The 13,697-nt window shown below is 62.9% G+C and carries 9 protein-coding genes; 2 read left to right on the top strand and 7 right to left on the bottom strand.

Annotated elements, in window-relative coordinates:
* Positions 1 to 81 precede the first annotated feature (81 nt).
* Both HL653_RS11910 and HL653_RS11905 read left to right on the top strand, forming a co-directional pair.
* A complete protein-coding gene (locus tag HL653_RS11910; RefSeq protein ID WP_171744704.1) occupies positions 82 to 4,116 on the top strand; it encodes a Pls/PosA family non-ribosomal peptide synthetase in 4,035 nt (1,344 codons plus the stop codon).
* Positions 4,113 to 4,772, top strand: a complete 660-nt coding sequence (locus tag HL653_RS11905) for a 4'-phosphopantetheinyl transferase superfamily protein (RefSeq protein ID WP_171744703.1) — start codon at positions 4,113 to 4,115, stop codon at positions 4,770 to 4,772. Before HL653_RS11910 ends, HL653_RS11905 begins: the two co-directional genes overlap by 4 nt.
* Before the next feature lie 587 nt (positions 4,773 to 5,359).
* Here the strand turns inward: HL653_RS11905 and HL653_RS11900 are convergent.
* The 7 genes from HL653_RS11900 to HL653_RS11870 form a co-directional block, all read right to left on the bottom strand.
* Complete coding sequence (locus tag HL653_RS11900) at positions 5,360 to 6,763, bottom strand: hypothetical protein (RefSeq protein ID WP_171744702.1); 1,404 nt, start codon at positions 6,761 to 6,763, stop codon at positions 5,360 to 5,362.
* An 83-nt stretch (positions 6,764 to 6,846) separates the two neighbouring features.
* The gene (locus HL653_RS11895; RefSeq protein ID WP_171744701.1) at positions 6,847 to 7,695 is read right to left on the bottom strand and encodes a hypothetical protein; all 849 of its coding nucleotides are present in this window, start codon (positions 7,693 to 7,695) and stop codon (positions 6,847 to 6,849) included.
* 346 nt (positions 7,696 to 8,041) lie between these two features.
* Entirely contained in the window at positions 8,042 to 8,482 is a 441-nt protein-coding gene (locus tag HL653_RS11890; protein ID WP_171744700.1) for a hypothetical protein, read from the bottom strand.
* A 9-nt stretch (positions 8,483 to 8,491) separates the two neighbouring features.
* On the bottom strand, positions 8,492 to 9,475 hold the full coding sequence (locus HL653_RS11885; RefSeq protein ID WP_171744699.1) for a hypothetical protein: 984 nt from the start codon (positions 9,473 to 9,475) through the stop codon (positions 8,492 to 8,494).
* 92 nt (positions 9,476 to 9,567) lie between these two features.
* Entirely contained in the window at positions 9,568 to 11,106 is a 1,539-nt protein-coding gene (locus HL653_RS11880; protein ID WP_171744698.1) for a hypothetical protein, read from the bottom strand.
* A gap of 69 nt (positions 11,107 to 11,175) precedes the next feature.
* The gene (locus tag HL653_RS11875) at positions 11,176 to 12,882 is read right to left on the bottom strand and encodes a DUF2971 domain-containing protein (protein ID WP_171744697.1); all 1,707 of its coding nucleotides are present in this window, start codon (positions 12,880 to 12,882) and stop codon (positions 11,176 to 11,178) included.
* Positions 12,883 to 12,885: 3 nt separating this feature from the next.
* The gene (locus HL653_RS11870; RefSeq protein WP_171744696.1) at positions 12,886 to 13,326 is read right to left on the bottom strand and encodes a DUF1810 domain-containing protein; all 441 of its coding nucleotides are present in this window, start codon (positions 13,324 to 13,326) and stop codon (positions 12,886 to 12,888) included.
* Positions 13,327 to 13,697: the final 371 nt, after the last annotated feature.

Here is a 13,697-nt window from a genome sequence, read left to right as displayed (position 1 = left end):
AAGTAAGCGTGAGTCCGCGCGATCGATCGAATTGAACCTTCCACGCGAAGGGTGATTGTCCCAGCGGATGATGGAGAGACGATGCTGGAAAATCGCCCCGACCTGGCCGTGCCGCCGCCGGAAGAGGCACTGCCGACTGTGTACGCATCGATCACGCCTGCACCGGCCTTGCGCGAAGATGAGCCCTATGCGCGGGACGAACTTCTGCATGAAATATTCGACGCCACGTGCCGCGCGCACCTCGCTCGCTGTGCCGTTCGCTTGATCGGCAACGATCCGGAGAACAACCGCAAGACGACGCTGACCTATTGGGAGTTGCGTGAGCGATCGGTGCGCTTCGCCCGGCAGTTGCGTGCGATGGGTGTGGAGCGGGGCGATCGGGTCGTACTCTGCCTATCGCGCAGCCTCGATCAGTATATGGCTATCCTTGGTACGCTTTGGGCCGGCGCTTGCTATGTCCCGGTCGACTGGACCTATCCGCAGGACCGCATCGATTTCATCGCGGAGGACAGCGGTGCGGTCCTGATTGTCACCGAGAGCGAGCGGGCGGCCGACATGCCGGGACGTACCCTGGTGGTCGATGCTGCACTGGGCGATCTCGCCGCGCATGAGGCGAGGGCGATCGACCGCACGGAAAGCGGTGCGGTCCCGGATGATTTGGCCTATATCATCTACACGTCCGGCACGACCGGGCGGCCCAAGGGCGTGGCGATCACGCATCGCAATGCCTGCCATCTCGTCCGTTCCGAATGCGCGATCCTGGCGCTGGAGCCTGAGGACAAGGTGTTCGGCGGTTTCAGCCTGGCGTTCGACATGTCGGTCGAGACGATGTGGAGCGCCTTCTTCGTCGGCGCCGAACTGCTCGTGGCGAACGAGGCGCTGGCCAAGGCCGGGCCGGACATCGCGATCGTGCTGGCGGCGGAGGGGGTGACGATCTGGCATGTCGTGCCGTCGCTGCTGACCCTGGTCGAGACCGACATGCCGACGCTGCGCCTGCTCAATCTGGGTGGCGAGGCCTGTCCGCCCGATCTGGTCAATCGCTGGGCGCGCCCGGGGCTGCGCATGCTCAACACCTACGGCCCCACCGAGACCACGGTGACGGCCACGTGGACCGAGCTGCAGCCCGGCCGCCGGGTGACGATCGGCCGGCCGTTGCCGGGCTATACTGCCTGGATCGTGGACGAAAAGCTCTGGCCGGTGCCGGCCGGCGCCGAGGGCGAACTGGTCATTGGCGGGCCGGGGGTCGGGGCTGGCTACGTCAACCTGCCGGACCTTACCGCTGAGAAGTTCGTGAAGACGCCGTTCGACGGGCCGGACGGTGCGCCTGCCCTGATCTATCGATCGGGCGATCTGGTCCGCCTCGATGCGGTGGGAGACATCGAGTTCATCGGCCGGATCGACACGCAGGTGAAGATCCGCGGTTTCCGGGTCGAATTGGCCGAGATCGAGGCGGTGATCGCCGACGATCCGTCTGTCGCACAGGCCGTCGTCCATCTTTTCAGGGATGAGGATGGCGCGGAATTTCTCGCGGCCTTCGTGGTCGCCCGCTCCGGTACTGCCATCGATCTGGATGCGGTCCGCGCGCGGGTGCGCGACCGGCTGCCTAATTATATGCGGCCAGCGGCCTATCAGGTGCTAGAGGCGCTACCGACACTACCGGCGTCCGGCAAGGTGGATCGCAAAGCCCTGCAGCGCCCCGTCGTCGCCCCGGCTGAGGAGCGCGAGACGGTCGCGCCCGCGACGCCGCTGGAGGAGCGACTCCACGCCATCTGGTCAGAGGCGTTCGCGCCGCAGAAGGTCTCGGTGCTGGACGATCTGTTCGAGGATCTGGGCGGTCATTCGCTGAAGGCGGCGCGGCTCGTCTCCGCCATTCGCCGCTTCCCGGGGCTGGCGGGCGTCTCGATTCAGGACGTTTATGCCGCGCCCACGATCCGCGGGCTCGCCGCCCGGCTGGCTGACCGGATCGTACCGGACAAGGTGGCCGGACAACCCTTTCATTGCATCGCGGCATGGAAGCGCTGGCTGTGCTGGATCGCGCAGACCATCGCGCTGTTGCCGATCTATTCGGTGGCCGGGCTGCAATGGTTCTTCCCGTACGTCGCCTACATTCATCTGGCCGGCGACATGAACCGGGTGAGCGCATTGCTGCTGAGCGGGCTGAGCTTCATCCTGATCCCGCCGCTGGCGATGGCGGCCTCGATCGTCGTCAAATGGGTAGTGATCGGGCGCTTCCGGCGCGGCGTTTATCCGCTGTGGGGCGCCTACTATTTCCGCTGGTGGTTCGTGCGGCGCTTCTCCGAGGTGATCGCCACGCCCTATCTGGCCGGTACGCCGATGATCCGGACCTACTACCGGCTCCTCGGCGCCAGAGTGGGCCAGCGCGCCTTCATCGGCCGGGGCAATATCGACGCGGCTGATCTGGTAACGATCGGCGATGACGCCGTGATCAGCGACTATGCGATGCTGGCGACCAGTTCGGTCGAGCGGGGCCTGCTGCATCTGGGGACGGCGAGGATCGGCAACGGCGGTTTCGTCGGATCGATGGCTGTGGTCGGACGGGACGCGGTGATTGGCGAGGGCGCGGCGCTGGAAGATCTCTCCGCACTCCCGGCTGGCGTACATATTCCGGCAGGCGAGAGCTGGAGCGGATCGCCCGGGCGGCGCATCTCCGAAGGGCTACCGCAGCGGGCCGACGACACGGCCGGTCCCGTGAGGCGCGCGCTGATAGGCGTCGCGCTGACGATCGCGGCTCTGATCCTGCCGATCGTCTCGATCCTGCCGATTGCGCCCGGCTTGATCTCGATGATCGAGATCGACTGGAACAGCGACAATTACACCTATCTGCTGATCTCGCCGCTTCTGGCCATGACCTATGTAATCCTGATGTGCGTGCTGACCGTGCTCGCGAAGCGGCTTATTTTGGGCCCTGTCCATCCCGGGCGCTACTCGATCCACAGCTGGTTCTACGTCCGCTTCTGGTTCGTGCAGCAGATCAACGACCTCGCGCTACGGCTCCTCCATCCGATCTATGCGACGCTCTACGTGATCCCTTGGTATCGCGCGCTTGGCGTCCGGGTCGGGCGGCGGGCCGAGATCTCGACGGCGGCGGCGATCGTTCCCGACCTCGTCGATATCGGCCCGGAGAGCTTCATCGCCGATGCCGTGCTGTTCGGCGCGGCGCGGGTGGAGCCCGGCGCGATCGTGCTGGCCCATACGAAGATCGGGCGGCGGTCTTTCATCGGCAATTCGGCCCTGCTGCCGACCGGCGCCTCGATCGGCGACGGCGTGCTGATCGGCGTGCTGTCCAAGCCGCCCGAAGATGGCGGCGCCGAGAAGCCCGACGGCACCTGGTTCGGCTCGCCGCCCATTTCGCTGCCGGTGCGGCAGACGATCGGACTGTTCGACGAGGGCTCGCGCTTCAATCCCGGCAAGCGTCTGATCGCGACGCGCCTTTCGATCGAGGCGATCCGCGTGACGCTGTCGCTGGCCTTGTTCATCGCCTTTTTCAGCCTCCTCCTCTCGGCGGTGGGTGAGATCGATGAGCTGCGCTACGGCGGCTACAAGATCCTCTACACATTCCCATTCCTCTATGTCGGCTTCGCGCTGGCCTGCGGCCTGTCGGTCGTGCTGCTGAAATGGCTTGTGATGGGGCGCTATCGGGCGACCACCCAGCCGCTATGGAGTACCTTCGTCTGGCGGACGGAACTCATCACAGCGACCTACGAGAATCTGGCCGTGCCGAACCTGTTGGAGCCGCTGCGCGGAACACCCTGGCTGCCCGCCTATCTCAGACTCCTCGGCTGCAGGATCGGGCGGCGCTGCTACCTCGATACGACCGATGTGACCGAGCATGATCTAGTACGGATCGGCGACGATGTCGCGCTCAACGACTTCTCCGGTCTGCAGACGCACCTGTTCGAGGATCGGGTGATGAAGGTGAGTGGCGTGACCGTGGGCGACCGGGCGACGATCGGCTCCTACGCGATCGTCCTTTACGACGCCGAGATTGGCGAAGATGCGCAGTTGGGCGATCTGTCCGTCGTCATGAAGGGCGAGACGCTGCCGCCGGGGACATCGTGGGAAGGATCGCCGGCTGCGCTCACCCGGACAGGATGAGCACCCCGATCTGGCATACGGGTGATCTCGAGGGCCTGCGCATTGGGATCGGCTCGGCAGTTTGCTGGTATGTTCGGCTGGATACCATCGACGCCGAGCGGGCAGCGGCGCGCGCCGCACTGTCGGCAGCCGATCTCAGCGACTTTGCGGTCTTACCTCAGGCAGAAATGCGGAGCCTGAGGCGGCGATTGACCAAAGCGCTGCTTGCTCAAGTGGCCAGCACGCATCCGGATCGTATTACCATAAGGCGGTGTCAAACCGGAGCCTTGCGCGTGGAAGCACCCGGAGGCTGGTACGTCAGCGTGGCAGGGCAATGGCCGCACTGTCTTATCGGGCTGGCAACAGGCCCGATCGGCGTGGATGTCGAACCAATCGATGCAGAGCCGCCGCCGTCGGATGTCTTCACACGCCGTGAGCAGAGCGATCTCTTCGGTGCATCCCGGGTCGCTTTGATCCGGCGCTGGCTCGCCAAGGAAGCGCACGCCAAGGCTGTCGGGATGGCTTCGCAGATCGATCCCGTGGAGATAAATACTCTCGAAGTGGCCGATGGCCTGATCGCAACGTCAGCTGCCGGGCAAACGACGTGCCGGATACATTTAGTCGATGGGGCAGTCTTGTCTTTGGCACTCTCCTTCGCGCCCACTGTAGTACTGTAAGCACGGCTGGTAGTGGCCGGTCCATTTCTTACGGCGGCGATAATTGACTTGAACCGTCCATTCCGGTTTTCCCGCACCCTAACCGTAGCTCTCGTTTGAATGGCAGCTTTTGTCGTATAGTCTGTATTGAGCCTAGGACCACTTTTGGTCGTTAGTCGCCCTTCCCGCTCCTGTCCGCGAGGACCCATAATCGGTCGGCCAGGCCGCCTTCCTCGCTTCCCAACTTCCGACATTCGTTCATCCTGCCTACTCAACCGACCGCGACGGCGGAAAATGGGACATTGCTGCCGTTCGCCAGCGGCGTGTCGAACGGCGGCTTTTGTCAGAAGCCGATGTTCAACGTTCGCTCGACCGGTGTCTCGGAACGTCAGTAGCGGGGCCGCCTGCAGACTGGCGGGTTCCAGCTACGACCCTAGCTATAGCGGACGTTAGAACTGTAGTGACCCCCGGTGTAGCAAGATGCATTATCTGTATTTACACTCGGCCAGCTGTGACTTTGACTGGATTCCGCAGCTCGACGGGCCTTACTACTGCGCCACAAGCGGCCAACGTGACTACAATACTACGCAAAGGGTGAAGTCAGCTATTTAGCTCCGCATATGCTCAGTGAACCCCCTGTCGGCGGTCAGTGGCAGCGTGAAATGCTTGGAGGCCTTCGCCGCCACAAGCGGAGCGATGGTCGGCGATGTCAGGATCGCGAAGGCGAAATCAGCCGCTTCGTGTCGGGTGGAGAGCCCCGAGATCGCGATGGTCTGGATGCACGACCCGAGCAGGTCGAGCACGAATTGGCATTCCGCCTCCCCTCCGAGCCCGAGGCTCGCAAAGGTCGCGCCCTGGTGAACGATGCTGTTGCGCACCGCATAGTGGCGATCGAAGTCGTCTAGGATCTTGGCGAAATGGCCGGGTTTGCCACCACAGGCGAAGGCGCTGATCCATAAACGATGGCGATCGCCGCGCAGCCTGTCGGGTTCGCATAGCGCGTCGATCGCATAGACGAGGTGGAGGAAGGAGGCTTCTAGCTCGACGAGATAGAATGCGCGGTTGAGGGCGCGAAGGGCGCTACTGAGCGCGAGCGTGATGTCGTCCGTGTCGTCATTGTCGACGATCATCGCGGCGAGCGGCTCGGCCCATGACAATTCGCTGCGATCGACGTCCAGGCCAAGCCAGTTGTTGTGAACCCGCAGGACGTAGGGCTTGCCCGCGAACAGTCGCGCCGCATGCGCGGGCTCGTCCGGCACCAGATAGGCAAGCGCGAATTCACCAACCCAGCCGGGTTTGGCCGGCAGATATTCAAGCCGGCGATAGCTGCAGCGATCGTAGCGGATCGGGTCGAGAGCGTGGTCGGCATCCTCCATGAGACGCCGAAGCAGCGCGGATTGCCCGTCGAAGCCGGACTCGGCCTCGTAGATCAGCGACATCGGTATTGTGATGCGACGCTCGATCAGCGGCCGCCCGAGCAGTTCGGTCGTGCCGCTCGCCTTATCATCCGGCGCCCAGTCGGGATTTACGTCCGCCCCCGGCACGTCGCACAATTCGCTCCAGGCATGATCGGCGAGGCGAATATATTCGCCGTCGACCGGTGCGTGGAAGCGCGTGTCACCCAGCCTGAAGGAAGCTTCCAGGCGCAGGCCTTCTACCGGGACGAGATAGGTACATGCGACGAGCCGGCTTGCGGCCAGCCGCGCGAGCGCCTTTCCCGCCGTCTCGCAAGGATCGAGCACTTCGACGTCGAGGAAGTCGAAGGCCGCGCTGAGCGCCGCAAGGCCGCTGTCCTCCGCATACGGCGTGCCACCGTGCCATTGGAAGGCGACGCCATCGCCTTCCGGAAATGCGCTCGCCCAATACCCCTGAGCCCGCATTGCCTCGAGCGCAGCCGTCAATGCCGCGCTGTGCTCCGCGGGCAATGACCCCGGCCAGAGCAGATTGCCCAAGCGATCGGCTTGAGGGTGAATCAGAATGGCGCCGGTGCCGTGCCTAGTCGTCATGGTCACCTCATTTCAGGACGACACGACCTTGCCGAGGCCAACGCCGGCGCATCGCCCGACAGCCGGGCGGCCATCACGACGGCTGCCGTTCAAGCATCGTCATCGGCGATCCCGCTCACCGTGGCCATATCCGCCGACCCGCGAAAATAACCCGCAGGATCGAGCTCCGCCAAGGGGAAGAAGGTCTCGAGCGTTTCCGCATCGATTTCCGGAACCATGATCTTCTCGAAATCGAAGATCTCGCGACCGTTCAGGAAAAGGTTACCAAATGCCGCATTCGCCCAGCGAACCGCGATCTCCAGCGTCTTGAGATAGGGATAGATTTTGAAGAGCTGCGGCGTTCCACCGATAGGTCCTTTTAACACGGCCCTGCGATCGACGAACGCAGGATTTCGGAGCATTGCGGCCAATGCCAAGAATGGCTCCATGTCGAACTGGGTGCTCGTGTCGTAATCGATCAGGGTGCCAAGCGTGTCGAAATAGTGATTGCCGATATCGCCGATGAAAGCGAACTGGCCGGCCTTCTTCTGCAGGCTGTGGCTCCTGGTCTTCGGGAAGCTGGATGAAGCCGCGACATATCTCTTCGGGCCGCCGTCATAGACGATCTTATTGATGATGGGCCGCTGCAGCTTCCACGAAAAGACCGCGATGATGAACGATGTTTCAATGAGCTCCGTCCTCAGATCCACGGGGTCGATGTAGGATTCGAGGAATTTGTCGGCGAGCTCGGCGAGCCGCCGGGAGAGCTGCGTGCCATCGAGGGCGCGATCGAGATTCTTCGTGTAGTGGCTCACATAAGAGATGAACTGATTGATGATCGGATAAGCGATTAGCGTGCTTCCGCAGAAGCCCACAGCCGCATCGCCTCGCGGGAGCGGAAAGATTTTCTGGCAGACATCGATGTTGCCCCCACCGGTAAGCCGGCTGTCGGAACACAAAACGATCTCGGAATAGCGCTCCAGCTTGCGTTCCCAGGCGAGGGTGATCGTCTTTCGTGGGAGGGATGGACAACAGGCAAGTTTGTGTCTTCCCGCGCTCCGCCGGGAAGACAGAACATCGGATGGCCCACTAGATCGTCAACTATGTCGGTAACGGCGTTCAAAATCGATAGCTGCTCGCTCCAATGCGGATCGCACCATGGAGGCTTCTCTTGAAATTACCATGCAGTAAGCCGCAGGGTCAGAATGACCAAGCCACTAGCCGGTTTCAGTGGCGATAAAGTTCAGCGCGAAGGACCGCCGGTAAGGATCTTAGCGGCGCTTCGGCTTCCGCCGTAGCGTCATTCTAGGTTTCACTAGGTCCAAAGGGGTCGGGATGATCCTCGAACGGCCATAGCGTCGGAAAACCATCGCGAAGCTCGATGGCCGCAGCAGCAGCCTGGCCGAGCAGAAAGCGGGGTTCCGGACCATAACCGGCGGACACGCCGTAGCGACATGCGACGTCGAGCCAGGCAGCGGCGCAGCGTGCCAAATAGGCCGCTGCAATCAAGAAGCCGTGCCGTTCGACCGGATCCTTATGCCTTGCCAGCGCTCGTGCCCTTTTCGCAGGTGGCGCGCCCATGAAGTCGCGCAGCTCCGTGCCCTGATCCTCGAGGATGGCGTGGATCCCGGCGGCGCCGAGCACGACACCCGAACGCCACAGCGCGTCCGCGCCTTCGGCCCGGAGCCGTTCGACATACCAGGCTATCTCGCGCCACGCGGCGTCCACGTATCGATCAAGATCCATGGTTGCACCTCAGCTTGACGCGACGGCGCGGCCACGAGCGGCCGCCGCATCCTCGGCCGCGAGCTGCTTGATCGTCGATATCGCGCGCAGGAGATAGTCGGCTGCAAGGATCGCGTTGATGCTGCTTTGCGGGGAAGAATAGGAAACGATTCCATGCAGTGAGGCATGCCGATTGGGCACAGGATCCGCGGATGCGATCCCGACGGCCGCTTCATCCTTCATATGCATGTAGAGATGCTTGGTGAGCTTCTTATAGAAGCGCAGGCCGACGACACCGGTCGATGACATTTTGGCGGGGGTCAGACAGCCGATCGCTTCCATCAGCCGCTGCTGGCTCGCCATTTTGTCGAGCGCGCCGCCATGAATTTCCTTACGCGACACCCGCTCGATCTCGGGAAACAGCAGGCGCGGCGCGCAACGATGCAAGCCCGCGCCATGGGCGGCAACCGCTTCGGCAAAGGTTGCCTTTGCCTCGTCATCCAATGCGCTGGCGTCGATGTCGGCGCACAGCGCACGCGCGATATCGGGCCAGTGGATCGCATAATGTTGGTGGATCGCGGCATTGACCGCAGCGGGATCTTCCGGGTCGTCGGCGACGAGATCGAGCGGCGAATTGGCGTGTGGCAACCAGCCGAGCGCTTCGAGGCGGCCGCATTGCGCATCAATGACCTGAAGATGGCGCAAAGGCGCGCTCAACCCGGCGAAGGGCGCCATGATCTCGGCGTAGCGGTGGCGAAACTCTTCACCGATCTTGATCAAGGGCGCGATCGCCGTCTGCCAGCGCTGGATGGCTTCGGACAGCTCAGCGGCGGCGGGCATGGCGAGGACCGGCAGTTCAATGCGCGGGATTTGCGGAAGGTCCAGCGTGAGCGAGGGGAATGCCCCCTTGATCGACTCACCGTGATCCCACGCGTGGTTCAAGGCGTCGAAAATCGCGGGCGAGCCGCTGGTCCCTCGTTGATCGTTTTGATCCTCGACCGAATCTTTTGCCACTGCCCTCGTCCCTTACCTCGCCTCGATCCCGTCTGGGCAATTTGCTCGGCGCCGAAAAGCGAACCGGCTAACGTGTCGCAACGTCGCGGAAATTACCCAGCCTCAGCGATGATCGCCTGCGCGCGCATTCCAAGCTGGTTGTAGTTTATAATGCCCGGATCGTCGGTGATCACCGCGAAGCGGCTGACAACATGATGTCGAATTTTGTCTCGCGCGAGCGTTTCGGTCAACAGCCCCTCGCGACGGCGCTCTTTCCCGAGCGCACGTTTGTAGTAGCGCACCAGCCGCCGGTTATAGCGCGCGTAGAGCACGGGATCGCGCTCGACCCTGGCGAGATCGATCCAGTTGTTCTTGCACTGGAAGTTGTGAATTACCCGCCCGAGTGTGGCGACGACGTCGAATTCCTTGCGGTTAATCCGCTTGATGTCGGTGACCGTGAACCCGGCATTGGCGAGGCCACGCTTGACCATATCCTCGAAGATGAAGCCGGCATTGGTGAGGAAACTTCGCCGACTGCCGAGGTGGATGTTTTTGAACATGTTGGCGAAGCGCGAGAGCAGCACGACGTTGCTGATCAGTCGGTCCCCAAGCGCGAGAAACGGTGCATAATCGTTCGAACAATCGGCATAGCTGCCCGACGGACTGATCAGCAGCGCCTCCAGCTCGGGCGCCGGGATCGCATCCTGGCAGACGATCGCCGCGTCAAACAACGTCCGCGGTAGCTCGACATAATAGTCGTCGCGGCAGTGACGGGAGCACAGGATCAACAGCCGCTTGATCGCGCCATAAGCGGCGTCGCCCACCCCAAATTGCGCGAAGACCGCTTCAAGCAGCCGGACATTGTTGCGCAGCTCCGCGGCCGAGAAGACCAGACGCAGATCCTGCGGTTCGCGCCGCGCCGCGCCGATCTGCTCGCCGCGATGGTCGATCATATCCATGATCGAGACACGCTCGGGTTCGAGGAACATCGTGCCAAGCGGGTTGAAGGCCTGGCTCGCCATTGCCCCGACCCCATCCAGTTCGAGCGCGAAATCGGGCAGGCAAAGCAGCTGGATTTTCTTCCAGCTCCATCCGGTCACGCCATCGCAGCAGTATTCGAGGAGCGGCAGCATCACACGCCAGGCCAGCTCGGGCGCGAGGGCTTGTGTGCCAGTGCAGGCCTTGGGCATAGCGTAGAGCAGCGAGACCATATGGCGCCGCCGCGACTGGAGAAAATCGATCCCCGCCGCGACGCAGTCTAGCACGAAGCCGCCCGCCATCGAATGACCGGATTCGCGCAGGCCGACCGAGGCGATGGTTAGCTGGATCATGGAAAGCATGAAGCGGCGGGCTACGGCCTCGCCGAGCAAAGGCTCGAGTAGATCGCGCGCGGCAATCGCGGGACTGGGGTCAGCCGCCAGCGCGTCGCCCAGTGGTAGCGACAGCAGCTGGTGTTCCAAGGCATCCGGGACCGCGAACTGCGGTATGTTGATGAACTCCTCGGCCGAACGAATAGCGGCATGCCAGGTCGCGATTGCGCCCGCCGCTTCGAACGGCGCGAGGTGCGCGATCACCGCGTCGCCGTGGTGCATGATCTCGCGCTCGATGATCGCCATTGCTGCGTCACCACGCAGTGTTTCGCGGCCGTTCATCGCTCGCCCATCCCGGTCGAGCGATTAGCCGGTGGAACATGTCTCGAACCGGGCGCCGCGGCCCGCCTGTCAGGCACCGGTCTCGACCCAGGGTTCGATAGCCATTTCAAACGCGCGCGTCGACGGGCGGGTCACGAAAATCTCGACTTCGGGATTGAGTCTCCGGGCGAGGTCGGCCAGCTCGGCCCGCCCCGCTGCGTCCATCCGATAGCCCAGGATCAGCCCGGTGAGCTCTTCGGCCCCAAAGGGAAGATCCTCATGCGCCGCATCGCGATCGCGCCCGAAGCCGAACTGGATGCGCCATTCGCGCTCATAGGCCCAGTCGATCGCCTTGGTATAGATCTGGGCGTCCGTGAGCGCCTTGGGATCCTGCAAACGACCGGTGATCATGCGAGCCAGTGTCGCGCTGTCCCCGAAGCGTGGCATGGCCCGGGCGTAGCGGACCGGTTTCGCCATCCCGAAAGCATTGTTGTCGCCTTCGCGGGTGAATCGCAGGACGGCGCCCTGATGCTGCTGACCATAGTGCGCCCACATCAACATATTGCCTGGCGTTTCGGTCAGGCAGAGCAATTTGGCGCGCTGAAGATGAAATTGAAGTTCGGCGTTCATTTCGACGATCGAGGCGGCGGCGGCAATCGACTCCTCAATGATCGGCGCGACCATCTCTGCGAATGCGGCACGAGTGAGATCGGGTTGCGTCGCCTTGTTGACCCGCTTCCACGCCTCGAACAACGCCTGCGGCGCCGGCACTGAATCGTCGCGCCAATCGGCCCAGAGTAGATCGATCGCCATGTCGCGCACGCTGTCTTGATGAAAGTCGAGATGGAGGTCAAAGCTCAAATCATAGGGATCGTTGAGCAACGGCGGCGTGGTCCAGCGCAGCCGGCCCGATCCGAGCACGATGCGCGCGGTCTCGAAGGACGTGTATTTGTAGAGGTGAGGATCGGCGTCCCGTTGGACCCGAGCTGGTTGCCGCCCCTGCAATATGGTCCGCAAGACCTGCCCGGAACGGAGCGCGGTGTGCGCCACTTCGTCGGCAACCGGCTCGATGGCTTCGAGGGCAACGAAGCTGGTCGCAAGCGAAGATTTGGCTGGCCGCCAAGGAACCGGCGGCCCCGAACGAATCCAGTGCGGTACGTCATGCGCGAAGACCGCCGTGTCGAGATAAAGCGCTGGCCCGGGAAGTCCGGCAGCGGTGCCTGCCGTTTCGGCCTCATAGGCCCGAGTGAAGGCAAAATTAGCTTGGAGCTGCGGAATGATATCGAAAACCCGCCGGACCTTGCGCGCGTCGGCGAGCGCCTCTTTGCGGTCGATCGTCCCGGCAACGAGCTGCTCGATGATCCCGGTCAGGGCTTTGTCCTGTGCGAGAATGCCGCGATTGCTGCCTTTGGCGCGCAACCCAACCGCGATCACACCGCGCAACCCGGGTCCGCCATTGGCCAGATCGATTTCGGTCGCTGCCTGGTAGAGCGCCCAGCAACGGGCGATGAAACGCCAAGCCTTGTCGCTGCGGCTCGGTTCGATGTTGCTGTAAGCCACAGCGCCATCGTTCATCACCAGGGTCGGGAATCCGCCGCTGCTATGTTCAGCGACGACCGCTTGGAAATCGCGCAGTCGGCGCAGCGGCGCCCTCGCATCCGGATGAGTCGGATCGAACCCGGCCTTGTCGATCTCGCCGCCGTACCCGAGCAGGTCGAGCCAGCAGGCGATCGCGATATAGGGCGGCGTCGGTGTGGTGGCCGTTGCACGCCCCAATTTCCTGCGCCCGGTTTCCATCGGTCAACCCCCGCCCAGAATATCGAGCGTTGCCTGATCCGACCCGCCAAACCAGCGCGTCAGCGCCGCCTCAAGCAACGGCCCGCCACCCGCCATTACGAACAGGGTCAGCGACGACCGCAGCTTCGGCGCATCGATGCTGCCGAACACCGCTTCGGCGGTGGTGCCGGTCAGATCCTGGAGTGCGGCAACACAGGCCTGCAGTCTTGCTCCAAGCATTGGATGCGCGAGATAAGCGCGCGCTTCGTCCAGTGAGCCGATCGCATAATGCTGTGCCATCGCCGACGAACCTAGCCCGGCGACCTGTGGAAAGGTGAACCACATCCAATGGCTGCGTTTCGCGCCGCAGCGGATTTCGGCGAGTGCCATGTCGTAGCTTCTTGCCTGTGCATCGATGAATCGCTGCAGTTCAAAAGGATCGTCCTGCTCCAAGATTCTGTTCATCGCCTGCGTGTCCCACTGCTGCCAGCAAATATTTATCGTGCCGCCAAAGCCTCAGATTCCCGAGCGAAGGCAGCCCCTGCCGCACCAAACAGGAACAGTTGCCCACAGCTCGCCTGCTTGACGCGAAAAGGACACGTTGGAACAAAGAGAGAGCAAATCAACCGACGCCCGAGCCTTGAATGGTGCCATGGCCTCCCATGCCGTCATTGCCGATCTGCGCGCGCGCATTACCGATAGCGCCGCGCGGTGCTTTCAGTTCAACACCAACTGCCTCGTGGCAAATGTATCTCGGGCTCGGCATTCGGCCGCCACTATCTTGGAGAAAGGCGGCTTTCAGGATGGGAGGCGGACTGCCGGGATGACCGCTGTTG

This window comes from Sphingomonas sp. AP4-R1 (genome assembly GCF_013113735.1).
Classification (GTDB): Bacteria; Pseudomonadota; Alphaproteobacteria; order Sphingomonadales; family Sphingomonadaceae; genus Sphingomonas_I.
The sequence above is the reverse complement of the archived record's forward strand: the minus strand, read 5'-3'. Positions and strand labels throughout refer to the sequence as shown.

What these genes read in the sequence shown, in the direction of transcription:
- HL653_RS11910 (WP_171744704.1), top strand. Translation starts at nt 82, where the DNA reads ATGCTGGAAAATCGCCCCGACCTGGCCGTGCCGCCGCCGGAAGAGGCA.
- HL653_RS11875 (WP_171744697.1), bottom strand. Translation starts at nt 12,882, where the DNA reads ATGGAAACCGGGCGCAGGAAATTGGGGCGTGCAACGGCCACCACACCG.
- HL653_RS11890 (WP_171744700.1), bottom strand. Translation starts at nt 8,482, where the DNA reads ATGGATCTTGATCGATACGTGGACGCCGCGTGGCGCGAGATAGCCTGG.
- HL653_RS11870 (WP_171744696.1), bottom strand. Translation starts at nt 13,326, where the DNA reads ATGAACAGAATCTTGGAGCAGGACGATCCTTTTGAACTGCAGCGATTC.
- HL653_RS11880 (WP_171744698.1), bottom strand. Translation starts at nt 11,106, where the DNA reads ATGAACGGCCGCGAAACACTGCGTGGTGACGCAGCAATGGCGATCATC.
- HL653_RS11905 (WP_171744703.1), top strand. Translation starts at nt 4,113, where the DNA reads ATGAGCACCCCGATCTGGCATACGGGTGATCTCGAGGGCCTGCGCATT.